The organism is Streptomyces violaceusniger Tu 4113 (genome assembly GCF_000147815.2).
Classification (GTDB): Bacteria; Actinomycetota; Actinomycetes; order Streptomycetales; family Streptomycetaceae; genus Streptomyces; species Streptomyces violaceusniger_A.
In genome coordinates this window covers 10,365,527-10,384,233 of the sequence record NC_015957.1, presented here as the reverse complement: position 1 = coordinate 10,384,233, position 18,707 = coordinate 10,365,527, and the positions used below count along the sequence as shown (strand labels likewise).

At 72.1% G+C, this 18,707-nt stretch carries 10 protein-coding genes and 3 pseudogenes; 12 read left to right on the top strand and 1 reads right to left on the bottom strand.

Going from position 1 to position 18,707, the window contains the following annotated elements:
- Positions 1 to 35: 35 nt before the first annotated feature.
- Both STRVI_RS42415 and STRVI_RS55310 read left to right on the top strand, forming a co-directional pair.
- Positions 36 to 413: pseudogene (locus tag STRVI_RS42415) on the top strand (TadE family type IV pilus minor pilin); the annotation flags it as partial.
- A pseudogene (locus STRVI_RS55310) lies at positions 410 to 724 on the top strand (Rv3654c family TadE-like protein); the annotation flags it as partial. The pseudogenes STRVI_RS42415 and STRVI_RS55310, both read left to right, overlap by 4 nt.
- 63 nt (positions 725 to 787) lie before the next feature.
- On the opposite strand, the gene STRVI_RS55305 reads toward STRVI_RS55310, so the two are convergent.
- Entirely contained in the window at positions 788 to 3,244 is a 2,457-nt protein-coding gene (locus tag STRVI_RS55305; protein WP_167543263.1) for a DEAD/DEAH box helicase, read from the bottom strand.
- A 54-nt stretch (positions 3,245 to 3,298) separates the two neighbouring features.
- Between STRVI_RS55305 and bldG the strand changes: the two genes are divergently transcribed.
- The 10 genes and pseudogenes from bldG to STRVI_RS42360 all read left to right on the top strand — a co-directional run bounded on the left by bldG (position 3,299) and on the right by STRVI_RS42360 (position 18,519).
- Positions 3,299 to 3,640, top strand: coding sequence for an anti-sigma factor antagonist BldG (gene bldG, locus STRVI_RS42405; RefSeq protein ID WP_014061729.1), 342 nt, complete (start codon positions 3,299 to 3,301; stop codon positions 3,638 to 3,640).
- A gap of 92 nt (positions 3,641 to 3,732) precedes the next feature.
- On the top strand, positions 3,733 to 4,161 hold the full coding sequence (locus tag STRVI_RS42400; protein WP_014061728.1) for an ATP-binding protein: 429 nt from the start codon (positions 3,733 to 3,735) through the stop codon (positions 4,159 to 4,161).
- A 752-nt stretch (positions 4,162 to 4,913) separates the two neighbouring features.
- On the top strand, positions 4,914 to 7,352 hold the full coding sequence (locus STRVI_RS42395; RefSeq protein WP_014061727.1) for a sodium-translocating pyrophosphatase: 2,439 nt from the start codon (positions 4,914 to 4,916) through the stop codon (positions 7,350 to 7,352).
- 238 nt (positions 7,353 to 7,590) lie between these two features.
- Positions 7,591 to 8,163, top strand: coding sequence for a hypothetical protein (locus tag STRVI_RS42390; protein WP_043241614.1), 573 nt, complete (start codon positions 7,591 to 7,593; stop codon positions 8,161 to 8,163).
- 157 nt (positions 8,164 to 8,320) lie between these two features.
- Positions 8,321 to 9,904, top strand: a complete 1,584-nt coding sequence (locus tag STRVI_RS42385; RefSeq protein WP_014061725.1) for a DUF7059 domain-containing protein — start codon at positions 8,321 to 8,323, stop codon at positions 9,902 to 9,904.
- A 186-nt stretch (positions 9,905 to 10,090) separates the two neighbouring features.
- Positions 10,091 to 10,288 carry a hypothetical protein gene (locus STRVI_RS42380; RefSeq protein WP_014061724.1) on the top strand — a complete coding sequence of 66 codons (198 nt, stop codon included), beginning with the start codon at positions 10,091 to 10,093 and terminating at the stop codon, positions 10,286 to 10,288.
- A 211-nt stretch (positions 10,289 to 10,499) separates the two neighbouring features.
- On the top strand, positions 10,500 to 13,337 hold the full coding sequence (gene topA, locus STRVI_RS42375) for a type I DNA topoisomerase (RefSeq protein WP_014061723.1): 2,838 nt from the start codon (positions 10,500 to 10,502) through the stop codon (positions 13,335 to 13,337).
- A 103-nt stretch (positions 13,338 to 13,440) separates the two neighbouring features.
- The gene (gene tmk, locus STRVI_RS42370) at positions 13,441 to 16,743 is read left to right on the top strand and encodes a dTMP kinase (RefSeq protein ID WP_014061722.1); all 3,303 of its coding nucleotides are present in this window, start codon (positions 13,441 to 13,443) and stop codon (positions 16,741 to 16,743) included.
- 129 nt (positions 16,744 to 16,872) lie between these two features.
- Positions 16,873 to 17,019: pseudogene (locus STRVI_RS55815) on the top strand (Hsp70 family protein); the annotation flags it as partial.
- 279 nt (positions 17,020 to 17,298) lie between these two features.
- A complete protein-coding gene (locus tag STRVI_RS42360; RefSeq protein ID WP_014061721.1) occupies positions 17,299 to 18,519 on the top strand; it encodes a DNA polymerase III subunit delta' in 1,221 nt (406 codons plus the stop codon).
- Positions 18,520 to 18,707 lie beyond the last annotated feature (188 nt).

Here is an 18,707-nt window from a genome sequence, read left to right as displayed (position 1 = left end):
GACCCCGGGGTGTCCCAAGCACCCAGCGCACGGGGCGGGACAGCGGCTTCGTCACGGCGGAGACGGCCGTCGCGCTGCCGGTGCTGGCGCTGTTCGCCCTGATGTTGATCTGGGGGCTGATGGCCGCGGCCGCGCAGCTTCAGTGCGTGGACGCGGCCAGGGCCGGGGCGAGGGCGGCGGCGCGTTCGGAGCCGGGGGCGGACGCGATGGCCGCCGCTCGCTCGGCCGCACCCGATGGAGCGCGGGTCGAGCTGTGGCGGGAGGGAGACCTGGTGCGGGTGCGGGTCCGGACCCATGCCGCCGGTCCCGGTCCGCTGGCGGTGAATCTGCGCGGCGAGGCGGCCGCGCTCGCCGAGGACACGGTGGGCGCGGTGGACGCGGGTGGTGCGGCGGCCCGGGAGGCGGTCCCGTGAGAAGGGCGGACGACCGGGGGTCGGCCACGGTCTGGGCCGCGTTGGCCGCGACGGCCCTGTGCGCGGTGTTCGCGGTCGTACTGGCGGCCGGGCAGGCCATGGTGGCGCGCCATCGGGCGGGCGGAGCCGCCGATCTGGCGGCGCTCGCGGCGGCGGACCACGGCCTGGAGGGGGCTCGTACGGCTTGCGGTCTCGCCCGGCGGGTGGCCTCCGCCCAGGGGGCGCGCGTGGTGCGATGCGCCCTGAGCGGTGAGATCGCGGATCTCACGGCGGAGGTGCGCACCGGCCCGTTCACCCTCCGGGCCAGGGCGCGGGCGGGGCCCGCGGGCACCCCCGTCACCGGACCGCCATCGGTGCCGGGCGGCAGGGAGCGCTCACTCGGCGGCCGGCGGCTGCTCCGGGGCCCCGGCGAGCAGGGTCGTCAGCAGGCGGATGGCGGCCTTCTTGTCCAGCGGGTCGTTGCCGTTGCCGCACTTGGGCGACTGGATGCAGGACGGGCATCCCGCCTCGCACTCGCAGGCGGCGATCGCCTCGCGGGTGGCCGCCAGCCAGCGGGCGGCCGTGTGGAAGGCGCGCTCGGCGAAGCCCGCGCCACCCGGATGCCCGTCGTACACGAAGACGGTCGGCAGCAGTGTGTCGGGGTGCAGCGGGACGGACACCCCGCCGATGTCCCAGCGGTCACAGGTGGCGAAGAGCGGCAGGATGCCGATCGAGGCGTGCTCGGCGGCGTGCAGGGCGCCGCCGAGGGCCTGGGGGTGCACCCGGGCTTCCTCGAGCTGGTCGTCGGTGACCGTCCACCACACGGCCCGGGTGCGCAGGGTGCGCGGCGGAAGGTCGAGCTTGGACTCGCCGAGGACCTCACCGGTGATCAGCTTGCGGCGCAGAAAGGAGACGACCTGGTTGGTGACCTCGACCGAGCCGAAGCACAGCCGCGCGTCCCCCCAGGGGATCTCGGTGGTGGTCTCCAGGATGGAGATCGCCGTGGTGTCGCGGGCCGTGGTCGAGTAGGGCGGAGCGGCCTCCTCCACCAGGGCGACCGAGTCGTCGAGGTCGAGCTGCCTGACGAGATAGCTCCTGCCCTGATGCAGGTGGACGGCGCCCTCGTGGACGGTGGTGTGGGCTGCCGCGGCGTCCACGGTGCCCAGCAGCCGCCCGGTCGCCGCCTCCACGACCTGGACGGGGCTGCCGCCCGCTCCGCGGATGTCGGTGAGGTCGGCGGCGCGCTCACGGCGGGTCCAGTGCCAGGCGGTCGCCCGGCGCCGCAGCAGCTTGCGCTGCTCCAGCTGCGGCATCAGCTCCTCGGTGGCGGGCCCGAAGAGCTCCAGGTCGGGCTCGGTGAGCGGAAGCTCCGCCGCGGCCGCGCACAGGTGCGGTGCGAGGACGTAGGGGTTGTCCGGGTCCAGGACGGTGGACTCCACCGGCTGCCGGAAGAGGGCGTCCGGATGGTGGACGAGATAGGTGTCCAGCGGGTCGTCCCTGGCGACCAGGATCGCCAGGGCTCCTTCGCCGGTGCGCCCGGCCCGCCCCGCCTGCTGCCACAGGGAGGCGCGGGTGCCGGGGTAGCCCGCCACGACCACGGCGTCCAGCCCGGCGATGTCCATCCCCAGCTCCAGGGCGGTGGTGGCGGCGAGCCCCAGCAGCTCACCGGAGTGCAGGGCCCTCTCCAGGGCGCGGCGCTCCTCGGGGAGGTAGCCGCCGCGATAGGCGGCGATCCGGTCCGGCAGCGAGCGGTCCACCTCGGCGAGCCGCTCCTGGGCGATGAGCGCGATGAGCTCCGCGCCCCGCCGGGAGCGCACGAAGGTGACTGTACGGACGCCCTGGACGGCCAGGTCGGTGAGCAGGTCCGCGGACTCGGCCGTGGCCGTGCGGCGCACCGGGGCGCCCTGCTCGCCGTGGAGCTCGGTCAGCGGCGGCTCCCAGAGGGCGAAGACGACCTCGCCGCGGGGCGAGCCGTCCTCGGTGATCTCCACCACGGGCACGCCGGTCAGCCGGCTCGCGGCGACCGCCGGATCGGAGGCGGTGGCCGACGCGAGCAGGAACACCGGCGAGGAGCCGTACCGGGCGCAGACGCGGCGCAGCCTGCGCAGCACCTGGGCCACATGGGAGCCGAAGACACCCCGGTAGGTGTGGCATTCGTCGATCACCACATAGCGCAGGGCGCGCAGGAAGGAGGACCATCTGGGGTGGCCGGGCAGGATGCCGCGGTGGAGCATGTCGGGGTTGGTGAGCACATAGTTCGCGTACTGGCGGACCCACTCGCGCTCCTCCACGGGCGTGTCGCCGTCGTAGACCGCCGCCCGGATGCCGGTGCCCAGCGGGGCGGTGAAGCCGGCCACCGCGCGGCGCTGGTCGGCGGCCAGCGCCTTGGTGGGGGAGAGGTACAGGGCGGTCGTCCCCCGCCCGTTGGGCTCCTCCGAGCCATCCAGCAGCGTGCTGAGGACGGGGGCCAGATAGGCGAGGGACTTGCCGGAGGCGGTTCCGGTGGCCACGACCACGGAATCCCCGCGCAGCGCGTGTTCGGCCGTACGCGCCTGGTGGGCCCACGGGCGCTCGATGCCGGCCGCGCGAATGGCGTTGATCACCTCCGGCCGGATCGCCGAGGGCCAGTCGGCATGGGTTCCCGGACGCGGGGGCAAGTGCTCCGTATGAGTGATGCGCGCGCCCCGGCCCGCCCCGGTGCTCAGCCGACCGAGGACGGCCCGGGGTGAGGGGTGTATGCCCGCCTGCCGCGGGATTTGGTCGTGGGCCATCGACACCGAGTGTGTCACTGGTCTGACGGACAATGGTCTCAAGGCGTCGTGCACGCCTGCTGGTAAGTGATTGAATGCCATCGCGGCTGCCGATCCATGGGGGGCGACCGCTCGATGCAAGGTGCTGGAGGATCCGTGGACCTGTCCCTGTCGACTCGGACCGTCGACGACCGCACGGTCGTCGAGGTCGGTGGCGAGATTGATGTATACACCGCGCCCAAGCTGCGCGAGCAGCTGGTCGAGCTTGTCAACGACGGCAACTACCACCTGGTCGTCGACATGGAGGGCGTCGACTTTCTCGACTCCACCGGACTCGGCGTGCTCGTCGGCGGGCTCAAGCGAGTGCGGGCCCACGAGGGCTCGCTGCGCCTGGTTTGCAACCAGGAGCGCATTCTGAAGATCTTCCGCATCACCGGCCTGACCAAGGTGTTCCCGATTCACACCTCGGTCGAGGACGCTGTCGCGGCGACCGACTGACAAGATCGCCGAAGGAAGACACAGAAGGGGGTTCCGGGCGGCGTACGCCCGGCCCTCCCGATAAGCACGCCCATACGCCCGAGGGGGATGGCATGGCCACCGTCGAACTCCGCTTCAGCGCGCTGCCTGAGCACGTCAGGACCGCTCGTCTTGTCGCGGCCGCCGTGGCGCGTCGGGCGGGGGTGGATGAGGCCGTGCTCGACGAGGTGCGGCTCGCGGTCGGCGAGGCTTGCACGCGTGCGGTCGGGCTCCACCTGAGCAATGGGGTGGAGGCACCGGTGCGGGTGACGCTGACCGAGGAGGAGAAGAAGTTCTCCATCGAGGTCGGTGACGAATCCCCGACCTCGGCGGCCCTGGCGTCCGGCTCCCATCCGGAGATGGGCGACGAGGCCGAGGGCGAGGACGAGATGGGTCTCGCCGTCATCAGCGGGCTCGTCGACGATGTCGAGGTGACGAGCAGCGAGTCCGGTGGAGTGATCCGGATGAGCTGGCCGACGTCACTCCAGCCTCTGGTGTCCTAGTTACCACCGCGCCGGGTCCTGGCCCACTGGGGCTGCTGGGTCCTGCCCCGCGTGCCGAGTCCTGCTCGCAGTGGGCTGTGTCCTGCTCCCGATGGTGGGGTCCTGCTCGCACTGGGCTAGTTCCCGCTCCGGTTGGCTCGGGTCCTGCCCCACGCGGCTGCGTCCTGCTCTCGTCGGTTCGGGCACTGTTCGTGCCGCGCTGAGTCCTGTCCGCACACAGCAGGCCCTCTCCCGGGGCCGGGAGCGGCCTCGCTCGTCCTGATCGCCGAAGCTGGGTCCCTCGTGAGGGTCATCTGTCCGTCATCTCTCACTCGACTCGCAGGACCCGCTGGAACCCACCGGACCGGCCCTTTCATGATCGCCGGTCCGGCTGTTGGCATGCCCGCGCCCGGTCGGCAGCAGGGCCCGGGCGCACCTCTCGGCGCGCGCTATTTCGATCTCTGGCTTAGGCTCTGAACAGCGCTTTTCTCGATGGCGCAAGACTGCCGCTAGATCATCTATATAGATCATTTGTAGAGATCATTTTACATCCGTCAGTAAATTGTCGACCCTCCTTCTTCCGAAGGAATTCATACCGCCAAACCAATTGATCTTCGCTGGTGCAGGCGAATTCCCATTCCGGCGCCCTGTTTTGATCGTGTGACGCTCCCTACAATCCGTCCACATCTCGAGCTCAGGACGCCTGAGCGCGGCGGCTCTTCTGCGGTCGCAGAACTGCTGCGCGCCCATGTGCCAAACGTCAAGGAGGACGAATGGCGGGGCCTCTCACCCCTCATCAGCTGGACCTCACCCCAACCCTGGCCGCCGCAGAGCTGACCGACGACAACCGTGTGATCGTGCTGGTGATCGCCGCCGTCGCGATCGCGGCGCTCGCGGTCGCGGTGGTGCTGGTACGACAAGTCCTCGCGGCGGGCGAGGGCACGGACAGTATGAAGAAGATCGCCGAGGCCGTTCAGGAAGGCGCCAATGCCTATCTGGCCCGGCAACTGCGCACTCTCGGCGGATTCGCCGTGGTGGTGTTCTTCCTGCTCATGCTGTTGCCGGCGGACGACTGGCCGCAGCGCATCGGGCGTTCGGTGTTCTTTCTGATCGGTGCGGCATTCTCGGCGGCCACCGGCTATATCGGGATGTGGCTCGCGGTGCGCAGCAATGTGCGCGTCGCCGCCGCCGCCCGTGAGGCCACCCCCGAGCCCCCCACCACACCCGTCAATGGCGATTCGGCCGCTTCCGCACCCGGTAAGCCGAGCGTGGATCTCACGGCCGTCTCGCACAAGGCGATGAAGATCGCTTTCCGTACCGGCGGTGTGGTGGGCATGTTCACCGTGGGCCTCGGGCTGCTGGGCGCCTCCTGCGTGGTGCTGGTCTACGCGGCCGACGCGCCCAAGGTGCTGGAGGGCTTCGGGCTCGGCGCCGCGCTGATCGCGATGTTCATGAGGGTCGGCGGTGGCATCTTCACCAAGGCCGCCGACGTCGGTGCCGACCTCGTCGGCAAGGTCGAGAAGGGCATCCCCGAGGACGACCCGCGCAACGCGGCCACCATCGCGGACAACGTTGGCGACAACGTCGGTGACTGCGCCGGTATGGCCGCCGACCTCTTCGAGTCGTACGCCGTCACCCTGGTCGCCGCGCTGATCCTCGGCAAGGCGGCCTTCGGCGACGCCGGGCTGGCCTTCCCACTGCTCGTTCCGGCCATCGGCGTGCTCACCGCCATGATCGGGATCTTCGCCGTGGCCCCGCGCCGCGCCGACCGCAGCGGAATGAGCGCCATCAACCGCGGCTTCTTCATCTCGGCCGTGATCTCGATGGCGCTGGTGGCGGTCGCGGTCTTCATCTATCTGCCGTCCAGCTACGCGGATCTCGACGGCGTCACCAACCGCGAGATCCTCGGCCACAGCGGTGACCCACGGGTCCTCGCGCTCATCGCCGTCGCCATCGGCATCGTGCTGGCCGCGCTCATCCAGCAGCTCACGGGCTACTTCACCGAGACCACCCGGCGACCCGTGCGGGACGTCGGCAAGACCTCGCTGACCGGCCCGGCCACGGTGGTGCTCTCCGGCATCTCGCTCGGTCTGGAGTCGGCCGTCTACTCGGCGGTGCTGATCGGGCTGAGCGTCTACGGCGCCTTCCTGCTCGGCGGCACCTCGATCATGCTGGCGCTGTTCGCCGTCGCGCTCGCCGGCACCGGCCTGCTCACCACGGTCGGTGTGATCGTCGCCATGGACACCTTCGGTCCGGTCTCCGACAACGCCCAGGGCATCGCCGAGATGTCCGGCGATGTCGAGGGCGCGGGCGCGCAGGTGCTCACCGACCTCGACGCGGTCGGCAACACCACCAAGGCGATCACCAAGGGCATCGCCATCGCGACGGCGGTGCTCGCCGCGGCCGCGCTCTTCGGCTCGTACCGCGACGCCATCGCGGAGGCCGTGAACGATGTGCACACCTCCGTGGCCGGGGAGATGAATCTGAGCCTGGACATCTCGCAGCCCAACAACCTCGTGGGCCTCATCCTCGGCGCCGCCGTCGTCTTCCTCTTCTCCGGACTGGCGATCAACGCGGTGGCGCGGTCGGCCGGAGCGGTGGTCTTCGAGGTGCGGCGGCAGTTCCGCGAGAAGCCCGGGATCATGGACTACAGCGAGACGCCCGAGTACGGCCGGGTCGTCGACATCTGCACCAAGGACGCGCTGCGCGAGCTGGCCACACCGGGTCTGCTCGCCGTCCTGGCGCCGATCGCCGTCGGCTTCACCTTCGGGGTCGGCGCGCTCGGCTCGTTCCTGGCGGGCGCGATCGGCACCGGCACGCTGATGGCCGTCTTCCTCGCCAATTCCGGCGGCGCCTGGGACAACGCCAAGAAGCTGGTCGAGGACGGTCATCACGGCGGTAAGGGAAGCGAGGCGCATGCCGCGACGGTGATCGGCGACACGGTCGGCGATCCCTTCAAGGACACCGCGGGTCCCGCGATCAACCCGCTGCTGAAGGTGATGAACCTGGTGGCGCTGCTGATCGCGCCCGCGGTGGTGAAGTTCTCCTACGGGGACAACGCCAGCCCTGGGCTGCGTGCGGTCGTCGCCGGGCTCGCCGTCGTGATCATCGTGGCGGCGGTCTACATCTCCAAGCGGCGCGGAATCGTCGTAGGTGACGAAGACAACTCCGAGCGTGTGGCGAAGTCAGCCGACGCGGCGGTGGTGTCCTAGCCACGGAAGGGGCCAGGGGGCCGGGAAAGCCCCTGCGACATGCGGGCGGGCGATGTGCGACAGCGCATCGTCCGCCCGTGTCGCTGTCCGGGGTGTCGCGTCCGCTCGATGAGGCCATGTCCACAGCGAGCGGGGTGCAAATGACTGCAAAAAGATCCATACGGGGCGCTCGCCGGGTGGGCCTTGCCGGATGGACGTGTATGTTCCGGGGCCGAGAGCCATGGAAGGGACCAATCCGGTGAACAAGAAGCTTGTGGCTGCACTGTCCGGCGGTGCGGCACTCGTACTGGCGCTGACCGGCTGCGGGGGCGGCGATGGGGACAAGAAGGTCAACGACTGGGCCAAGTCGGTCTGTGACGAGGTGCAGCCTCAGCTGAAGAAGATTCAGGGCGCCAACACCGCGATCCAGGGTGCGGCCGACGAGCAGGACTCCAAGAAGCTGCAGCAGACGGACTCCAAGGCGTTCCAGGAGATCTCCGAGTCCTACGGGGCACTCGCCAAGGCCGTGAACAAGGCGGGCCCCCCGCCCGTCGACAGCGGCGACAAGACCCAGCAGCAGGCGGTCAAGGAGCTCAACGCCACCTCGGGGGCGTACACGAAGCTGCAGACGTCCGTCGACAAGCTGGACACCTCGGACAAGTCCAAGTTCGCCCAGGGGCTCAAGGGCGTCGCCGACGAGCTCGACAAGCTCAGCAAGTCGGGTGACCAGGCCCTGCAGAAGCTGCAGGAAGGAAAGGTCGGCTCGGCGATGGCCAAGCAGTCCGGCTGCCAGAAGCCGAAGACGACCGGCGGCGCCACGACGCAGTCCTGACGGGCTGCCCAGGGCTGCCCCAGACCGCCCAGGTTCTGCCACTGGGGGACAACGCCGCCGCCTCGCGCCCCCTTTGTCGGCTCGTCAGCCTGGCCGACGCGGGCGATGTCGTCCCGATGCCGACCGGCGTCGCCCGCTGTCGGTCGTTGCCCCGACAATGGGGGGCGTGAGTACGCACCAGCCTCCGTTCCGCCTTCCCGTCGCCGACGCCGAGCGCACCGCCCGCCTTCGTGAGGCGCTGTCGGCCGCCTCCTTCACCGCCGATGGTCTGCCGGATCTGCTCGGCTCGTCCGCCTACGCGGCCCTGGCGCGCGGGGAGACCGTCCCGGCGCTGCGTGCCACCCGGGGCGAGAGCAGCCCGCTGGAGACCCTGGTGCGGCTCTTTCTGCTGCAGCGGCCCGTGGCGTACGAGCGGGCGGCCGCGGCCCTGCCGGCCGAGGACTGCCTCGCCGACGGCTGGCTGGTGCGCGAGGGCGACGAGGTGCGCGCGAGCGTGGATGTGCGGCCTTACGGCGGCCCCGATGGCCAGGACTGGTGGATCGTCTCCGACCTGGGCTGCGCGGTCGGCGGTGCCGGAGGGATCGGCGGCCCGGGCGGCGCGCGCGACCGTGAGGACCGTTCCCGGCTCGTCCTCGGGGTCGGCGGAGCGTCCACCACGCTCGCCGGTCTCACCGTGCCCGCGCCCGTGGGCCGGGTCCTGGACCTCGGCACCGGCTCCGGCATCCAGGCGCTGCACGCGGGCCGCCACGCCACCCGCGTCACCGCCACGGACCGCAATCCGCGCGCCCTGGCGATCGCCCGGCTGACCCTCGCCCTGTCCGGGGCGCCGGAGCCGGATCTGCGGGAGGGATCGCTGTTCGAGCCGGTCCGGGACGAGACGTACGACCTGATCGTCTCCAACCCGCCCTTTGTGATCTCTCCCCGCTCCCCGGAGGGCAGCGAGCTGGTCTACCGGGAGGGCGGGATGTCCGGGGACGACCTGTGCCGCACCCTCGTCCAGCAGTCCGCCGGGCACCTCGCCGACGGCGGCTGGTGTCAGCTGCTGGCGAACTGGCAGCACGTCGAGGGGGAGGACTGGCGCGAGCGGGTGGCCTCCTGGGTCCCGTCCGGCTGTGACGCGTGGATCGTGCAGCGCGAGGTGCAGGACGTCAGCCAGTACACCGAGCTGTGGCTGCGCGACGCTGGTGAGCACCTGGCCCGCCCCGAGGCGTACGCGGCGCGCTACGACGCGTGGCTGGACGAATTCGAGGCGCGGAAGACCAAGGCCGTCGGCTTCGGCTGGATCACCCTGCGCAAGTCGGGCGCCGACCGGCCCTCGGTGACCGTGGAGGAGTGGCCCCATCCGGTCGAGCAGCCGCTGGGGGGCGAGGTCATGGCCCACTTCGACCGGCAGGACTTCCTGCGCACGCATGACGACGCGGCGCTGCTGACCGCCCGCTTCCGGCTGGCGGACGAGGTCGTCCAGGAGCAGGTGGGCCCGCCCGGGGCCGAGGACCCCGAGCATGTGGTGCTCAGGCAGTACCGGGGCATGCGTCGCGCGACGACGGTGGACACGGTCGGGGCGGGCTTCGCGGGTGTGTGCGACGGCACACTGAGCGCGGGCCGGATCCTGGACGCCATCGCCCAGCTGCTCGGGGAGGACCAAGTGGTGCTGCGCGACCGCACCCCGCAGTCCATCCGGCTCCTGATCGAGCAGGGTTTTCTGTGGCCGGTCGACGACGACGGCATAGAGGCGCGATAGAGCGCGCCGGGCGGGTGCTAGGGGGGCGTACGCCGGTGGTACAACGCCCTCCCCCGCGCCCCCGTATGGCAGAAAGCTGCCGCCGGGGCGCAGAAGAGGCCACCGGGGACACGGGCCGTACGAGGTGACGCGCGCTGTTCACCCGGGGTTCGCGCTCACGCCTCCCGTACGTGCCACGCTCCCGTCATGGAGAGCGGACCTGCGATCTTCGCCGGAACGGCATTCGTGTTGTTCGGCGCCGCGCTGCTGCTGTGGACGGCGGCGCGCCTGAGGCTGCGCGCACCGGTGGCACATGGTGTGAGTCCTGTCGCTTCCGCGGCGCTCTCCCTTCTCTTCGGCGTCGCCGCCCTTGGCGGCGGAATCTGGTGCCTCGGTTACGCCTGACAGGGCCTTCCGCGCTGCCTCGTGCCGGTCCGGGCGGCAGACAGGTCGGTTGTCGGGTTACCGTTCGAGTGGCGTTGCGGGCTTTTTCCGTTTGACACGGGGGCGGGATGTACCGTCACACTCCGCAGCGTCACCGTAGAGGGAGGCCGTGTGAGCGTTACCCACGCGGCACTGCCCGTTCACCGAGCGTCGACCGGAGAGAAGAGCCAAGTTGTCCCCGACCACCAGCGAGACCGCACAGGGCGGCCGCCGACTCGTCATCGTCGAGTCGCCTGCCAAGGCGAAGACGATTAAGGGCTACCTCGGCCCGGGCTACGTGGTCGAGGCCAGCGTCGGGCACATCCGGGACCTGCCGAACGGTGCGGCCGAGGTCCCCGACAAGTACACCGGCGAGGTCCGTCGGCTCGGCGTGGACGTCGAGCACGACTTCCAGCCCGTCTACGTGGTCAACGCGGATAAGAAGAGCCAGGTCAAGAAGCTCAAGGAGCTGCTCGCCGACTCCGACGAGCTCTTCCTGGCCACCGATGAGGACCGCGAGGGCGAGGCCATCGCCTGGCACCTCCAGGAGGTCCTCAAGCCCAAGGTCCCGGTGCGCCGGATGGTCTTCCACGAGATCACCAAGGACGCCATCCGGGCCGCCGTGGCCAACCCGCGCGAGCTGAACCAGCGCCTGGTCGATGCCCAGGAGACCCGCCGCATCCTCGACCGCCTCTACGGCTACGAGGTCTCGCCGGTCCTGTGGAAGAAGGTCATGCGCGGCCTGTCCGCGGGCCGGGTCCAGTCCGTCGCCACCCGTCTCGTCGTCGAGCGCGAGCGCGAGCGCATCGCCTTCCGCTCCGCCGAGTACTGGGACCTCACCGGCACCTTCGCCACCGGCCGGGCGGGTGACGTCAGCGACCCCGGCACCTTCGGTGCCCGCCTTACGGCCGTCGACGGCCTCCGGGTCGCCCAGGGGCGCGATTTCACCTCGCTCGGCCAGCTGAAGGACGGCGTCAACGTCCTGCACCTGGACGAGGCCGGTGCCCGCTCCCTGGCCACGGCTCTCGCCGACACCGCTTTCACGGTGCGCTCGGTCGAGTCCAAGCCGTACCGCCGCTCGCCGTACGCGCCGTTCCGTACGACGACCCTGCAGCAGGAGGCCAGCCGCAAGCTGGGCTTCGGGGCCAAGGCCACCATGCAGGTCGCGCAGAAGCTGTATGAGAACGGCTACATCACCTATATGCGTACGGACTCCACCGTCCTGTCGGACACGGCGGTGACGGCGGCCCGGGCGCAGGTCACCCAGCTTTACGGCGCCGACTATCTGCCGGACAAGCCGCGCACCTACGCGGGCAAGGTCAAGAACGCCCAGGAGGCGCACGAGGCCATCCGCCCCTCGGGAGAGCGTTTCCGCACCCCGGCGGAGACCGGCCTTTCGGGCGACCAGTTCCGGCTCTACGAGCTGATCTGGAAGCGGACCGTCGCCTCCCAGATGAAGGACGCGATCGGCAACTCGGTCACCGTCAAGATCGCCGGGCAGGCGAGCGACGGCCGGGACGCCGAGTTCTCCGCCTCCGGTAAGACGATCACCTTCCACGGCTTCATGAAGGCCTACGTGGAGGGCGCCGACGACCCGAACGCCGAGCTCGACGACCGCGAGCGCCGGCTGCCGCAGGTCACCGAGGGCGACCGGCTCTCCGCCGAGGAGATCACCGCCGACGGCCACGCGACCAAGCCCCCGGCCCGCTACACCGAGGCGTCGCTGGTCAAGGAGCTCGAAGAGCGCGAGATCGGCCGCCCCTCGACCTACGCCACGATCCTGGGCACCATCCTCGACCGCGGCTATGTCTTCAAGAAGGGCACCGCGCTCGTGCCCTCCTTCCTGAGCTTCGCCGTGGTCAACCTGCTGGAGAAGCACTTCGGCCGGCTGGTCGACTACGACTTCACCGCCAAGATGGAGGACGATCTCGACCGCATCGCGCGCGGCGAGGCCGAGGCCGTGCCGTGGCTGAAGCGCTTCTACTTCGGCGAGGGCGCGCAGGCCGGCGCCGCCGAGGCCGGGAACGGCGACGGCGACCACCTCGGCGGCCTCAAGGAGCTGGTCACCGACCTGGGCGCGATCGACGCCCGGGAGATCTCCTCCTTCCCCGTGGGCGACGGCATCGTGCTGCGCGTCGGCCGCTACGGGCCGTACGTCGAGCGCCCGACGGAGATCGAGGGCGGCACCGGCCGGCGCGCCGACGTCCCCGACGACATGCCGCCGGACGAGCTGACCGTGGCGTACGCGGAGGAGCTGCTCGCCAAGCCGAGCGGTGAGTTCGAGCTGGGCCCCGACCCCGACACCGGTCGCATGATCGTGGCCAAGGACGGCCGCTACGGCCCGTACGTCACCGAGGTGCTCCCCGAGGACACTCCCAAGAGCGGTAAGAACGCCGTCAAGCCGCGCACCGCGTCCCTCCTGAAGTCGATGTCCCTGGACACGGTGACCCTGGAGGACGCGCTCAAACTGATGTCGCTGCCGCGTGTGGTCGGCGCCGACCCCGAGGGTGTGGAGATCACCGCGCAGAACGGCCGCTACGGCCCGTACCTGAAGAAGGGCACGGACTCGCGGTCGCTGGAGAGCGAGGAGCAGCTCTTCACCATCACGCTCGAGGAGGCGCTGGCGATCTATGCCCAGCCCAAGCAGCGTGGCCGGGCCGCGGCCAAGCCGCCGCTGAAGGAGCTGGGCACCGACCCGGTCAGCGAGCGGCCCGTGGTGGTGAAGGACGGCCGCTTCGGCCCGTACGTCACGGACGGCGAGACCAACGCGACGCTGCGCCGCGACGACGACGTGGAGACCATCACGCCCGAGCGCGGCTTCGAGTTGCTCGCCGAGAAGCGCGCCAAGGGCCCGGCCAAGAAGACCGCCAAGAAGACGGCGGCGAAGAAGACCGCGGCCAAGAAGGCGACGGCGACCAAGACGGCCGCCAAGAAGACCGCGGCGAAGAAGACGACCGCCAAGAAGACGACCGCGAAGACCGCCGCCAAGAAGACGGCAGCGGCCAAGAAGTCGTCGGCCGACGCCGAGTAGGAAAGCGGAGCAAGGCGGAGCAATCCCCGCGCCATCCACGGCTCACCGCCCGTTTGTTCGGCCGGGGGGCCGTGGATTCATGTGATCCGGATAGGCTGGCGGGATGACGCGAGAGCAGCCAACGGACGTGACCGCCACCTCCGGTGCCCTTGCCGCGGACTCCCGCGAGCGGGCCGTACGAGCCCTGCTGCGCTATCAGCCGCTGCGACGGCTCTGGAGCGCCCAACTCGTCGGCGGCGCGGGGGACGCGCTCGCCGTGCTGGTGCTGGTGCTGCTGACGCTGCAGGCGTCCGTGGCGGCCGACTCCTTCGGCGGCGGGTATCGCGGCGCGGCCTTCGCGGTCGCGGTGGTGCTGGGCGTACGGCTCCTGGCGACCGTGCTGTTCGGCGCGGTGCTCCTCGGGCCGCTCGCGGCGCTCATCGGCCCCTCCGGTCCGCTGGACCGCCGCTGGACCATGGTCGGCGCGGACGGTCTGCGGCTGGTGCTGCTCCTCATCGCGCCGCTGTGGATCGACTGGGCCCCGGCCGACGCCGTCGCCTGGCTGCTCATCACCACCTTCGTCGTCGGCGTCGCGGAGCGCTTCTGGACCGTCGCCAAGGACGGCGCGGCGCCCTCGCTGCTCCCGGCACCGCCCGCCGAGGGCGCGGCCGTGCGCCCGCTGCCCGACCACCTGGACGCGCTGCGGCGGCTCTCGCTCCGTACGAACTTCCTGACGCTGCCGATCGCCGCCGCCGGGCTGCTCGTCGTCACCCTCATCGGCAGGCTGCTGGGCACCGGCGTGGAGTGGTTCCACACCCACCAGGCCGCCCTCGGCTCGTATGTCGGCGCCGGACTCTTCGCCGCGTCGATCTCGATCCTCACCTTCCTCGAACTGCCCGGCGGGCAGACCAGCCGCACCCGCTCCCCCCTGGAGGGGCTGCGCCGGCCCCGTGTCGCCTCCGGTACCGGTGCCGACAAGGGCCGCACCGGTGCCGTTCCGCTGCTCGTGCTCGCCTGCGCCGGAGTGGCGGGCGCGATCGCCGCGGCCGTGGGCGTCGCCCCGCTGCAGGCCATGGACCTCGGCGGCGGGCCGGTCGCGTTCGCGCTGCTCGCCCTCGTGCTGGCCGGCGGTCCGGCTCTGGGTATCCGCTGGGCCCCGAAGTTCCTCCCGGGTCTGTCGCGGCGCAGGCTGCTGGCGCTGTCGGTCGCGCTGACCGGGCTCGCGCTGCTCACGGTGGGCCTGGTGCACGACACGACCACCGTCGTGCTGATCGCCTGGGTCGCGGGCGTGCTGGCCGGTATCGCCGCCCACACCGGCCACGTCCTCCTGGACCAGGAGTCCGAGGAGGCCCGCCGGCCCCGGATGACCGCGCATCTGCAGGCCGTCGTCCGCGTCAGCGTCGGGTTCGGCGCGGTCGTCGCGCCGCTGCTCGCCGCCGTCATCGGACCGCACCGGCTCGGCAGCGGCGATTTCGTCTTCGCGCACGGCGGCGCGGCCTTCACCCTGATGCTGGTGGGCGCGCTGCTGCTGCCCGTCGCCGCGCTGGTCCTCGGCCGGACAGACGACCGGCAGGGAGTGCCGCTGCGGCGCGATCTGCGCGAGGCGCTGCTCGGCGGCGGGGGCACGGACGAGGGCCCGACCGCCACCGGTTTCTTCATCGTCATCGAGGGCGGCGACGGCTCGGGCAAGTCCACGCAGGTGGAGGCGCTGGCCGAGTGGATAAGGGCCAAGGGCCACGAGGTCGTGGTGACCCGTGAGCCGGGTGCGACCGCGATCGGCAAGCGGCTCCGCTCGATCCTGCTCGACGTCTCGTCCGCCGGGATCTCGCACCGCGCCGAGGCGCTGCTGTACGCGGCGGACCGCGCCGAGCACGTCGACACCGTCGTCCGCCCGGCGCTGGAGCGCGGCGCGGTCGTCATCTCCGACCGCTACATCGACTCGTCCGTGGCCTACCAGGGCGCGGGGCGCGACCTCGCCGCCACCGAGATCGCCCGTATCTCGCGCTGGGCGACGAACGGCCTGGTGCCGCATCTGACGGTGCTGCTGGACGTCTCGCCGGAGACCGCGCGCGAGCGCTTCACCGAGGCCCCGGACCGGCTCGAGTCCGAGCCCGCCGAGTTCCACCAGCGCGTACGGTCCGGATTCCTGGCCCTCGCCGCCGCCGACCCGGCCCGCTATCTCGTCGTCGACGCCGGGCAGCTGCCGGAGGCGGTCACCTCCGTGGTGCGCCACCGCCTGGACCAGATGCTGCCGCTGTCCGATGCGGAGGTGAAGGCCCAGGAGGAGGCCCGTAAGGCCGCCGAGGAGGAGGCCCGCCGCCGCGCCGAGGAAGAGGCCGCCCGTAAGGCCGAGGAGGAGCGGCTGGAGCGCGAGCGCCAGGAGGCGCTCGCCAAGGCGCGCGCCGAGGAGGAGGAGCGCAAGCGCCGCGAGCTGGAGGAGGCCCGCCAGCGCGAGGCCGAACGGCAGGCGGAGGCGGCCCGCCAGCGGGCCGAGGACGCGCGCCGCAGGGCCGAGGAGGACCGCAAGCGCATCGAGGCCGAGGACCGCGCCCGCGCCGTCGACGAGGAGCGGCGCCGCCTGGAGGCGGAGGCGGAGGCCGTGCGGCGGGCCGAGGCCGAGGCGCGCCGTCAGGAGGAGCAGCGCAAGGCCGAGGAGGCGCTGCTGCGGGCGGAGCAGGCGCGGCTGGCGGCGGACGCGGCGGATGCGGCGGCCTCCTCCGGGGCCGAGGCGCCGACCGTGGAGACCGAGACCCCGGCCCCGCCGCCGCACGACGCGGGCGGCTCGCGGGACGCCGGCGGCGCCCGGGACGCGGCGGGCCCCGCCTCCGGCGACCCGGACTCGACGAAGACGGTCCAGACGCCGCGGTTCGACCCGTGGGCGGAGTACGTCGGCGAGGGCGGCTCCGGCCGTCCCGCCGCCGGGCCGGACGCGGACGAGACCACGCTGCTGCCGCCCGTGCCTCCCCAGAACGGCCCGGACGCCGGCGACACCGCCGTGCTGCCGCCCGTACGGCCCCAGGACGGCCCGGAGCGCCGGGGCGGCCCGGACGCCGAGGAGACGGCCTTCCCGCCGCAGCCGCCCGCCGAGCCGCCCACGAACGCGGCCGACGAGACGGCCGTCCTGCCGCCCGTACGGGACGAGCGGTCCGCCGATCCGGCGGACCGGGTCCCGCCGTGGCTGTTCCGGCCGGACGAGGGCCAGGAGCAGGCGCAGGGCCAGGGCGAGGGGAACGAGCGCACGCGCGAGATGCCGCAGTACGGCCAGGATCAGGGGCATGACCAGGGCCAGGCGCAGGGCGGTGCGGAGTCGCCGCGTCCGCGCCGCCGCCGTCCCGAGTGGGCGGAGGAGACCCCGCTGGACGACCTCCCGTCGCTGGCCGACGAACTGCTCGGCCCGCGCGACGACGAGGACGGCCGACGCCGCTGACGGCAGGGCGCTGACGGCAGGGCGCTGACGGCAGGGCGGTGCGGCAGGGCGCCGACGGGGGATCGCTGACGGCAGGTCGGCGACATCGGGGCGCTTGACCGGGCCTGCTGACGGCAGGACGCCGACGGCTATGTGGGCGAGGACCGGTGGCGGAAGCCCGTCACCGGCGACGTCGACGGCAAGCGCTACACCGCGCAGGAGATCTCCGCGCGGGTGCGGCAGGAGCTCGAGCGCGACGCCGAGGCGTATCTCGGCGAGGACGTCACGGACAGGGTCGCCGACGGCGCGGTGACACGTTGGGGCGCTGGCGGCAGGGGCGCTGGCGGGCAGTCGCTGACGGCAGGGGCCGACGAGGCCCCTGTGACGGAGGCCCCTGTGACGGAGGCCCCTGTGACGGAGGCCCCTGTGACGGAGGCCCGCCGACGGAGGCCCCGCCGACGAGGCGACGGGGCCCCTGACGGCCCGGCCGGCCGGGCGCCGTCGCCGACGGCGTCCTCGGCTGTCGGTGGGGTGGCCCACAATGGGTTGCCGTAAGCACGAACGGCGGAGGCAGCCATGGCGGTGTGGGACGACCTGGTCGGGCAGGACCGAGTAGCGGCCCAGCTGACGGCTGCCGCGCGGGATGCGGAGGCCCTGGTCACGGCGGCGGGCCTGGCGGCCCCGGCCGAGAAGCCCATGGCGTCGTCCAAGATGACCCACGCCTGGCTGTTCACCGGCCCGCCCGGCTCCGGCCGGGCCACCGCGGCCCGCGCCTTCGCCGCCGCGCTGCAGTGCGTCAGCCCGGACCGGGCGCTCGGCGGCGCCCCCGGCTGCGGCTTCTGCGACGGCTGTCACACCGCCCTCGTCGGCACCCACGCCGATGTGGAGGTGGTCCGTACGGACATGCTCACCATCGGCGTCAAGGAGACCCGGGAACTCGTCCGCCGTGCCCAGTTGTCGCCCGCCGGCGGCCGGTGGCAGGTGATCGTCATGGAGGACGCCGACCGCCTTACCGAGGGCGCGGGCAATGTTCTCCTCAAGGCCGTCGAGGAGCCCGCCCCACGCACCGTATGGCTGCTGTGCACGCCCTCGCTGGAGGATGTGCTGCCCACGATCCGCTCCCGCTGCCGCCTCCTCACCCTCCGCACGCCTCCGGTGGAGGCCGTCGCGGACCTCCTCGTCCGGCGCGACGGCATCGACCCCGGGCTCGCCGCCTCCGCCGCCCGCGCCACCCAGGGCCATATCGACCGCGCCCGCCGTCTGGCCACCGACGAGCGGGCTCGCGCCCGCCGCGCCGCCGTCCTGAAGCTCCCGCTGCGTGTCGACGACGTGGGCGGCTGCCTCAAGGCGGCCCAGGAGCTGATCGACGCGGCGGCCGAGGACGCCAAACAGGTGGCGGAGGAGGTCGACGTCAAGGAGACCGAGGAGCTGCGCGCCGCCCTGGGCGCCGCGGCCGGTACGGGCGGGCGGCTGCCGCGCGGCACGGCCGGGGCCATGAAGGATCTCCAGGACCGCCAGAAGCGCCGTGCCACCCGCACCCAGCGCGACACCCTCGACCTCGCGCTCACCGATCTGATCGCCTTCTACCGCGATGTGCTGGCCCTCCAGCTCGGCTCCCAGGTCGCGCTCGCCAACACCGACGTACGGGACGCGCTGGAGCGGATCGCCTCGGGCTCGAAGCCCGAGCGGACGCTGCGCCGGATCGAGGCGATCACGGCGTGCCGTCAGGCGCTGGACAGCAATGTGGCGCCGCTGCTGGCGGTCGAGGCGATGACCATGGCGCTGCGGGCCGGCTGAGTCACCCGTACGGGTTCGCTCCCGCGCGCATGAAGCGTGTCCGTGCGGATACTCTCCGTAAGGGGGCAAACCGGCCGTATCTCCAGGACGCGATCTCCAGGGCCCGATCTCCAGGATCCGAGCGATCAGGGTGATCACCCTGACGACCCTGACCACCCGGATCACCTCGCTCGACGTGATCCGGATGA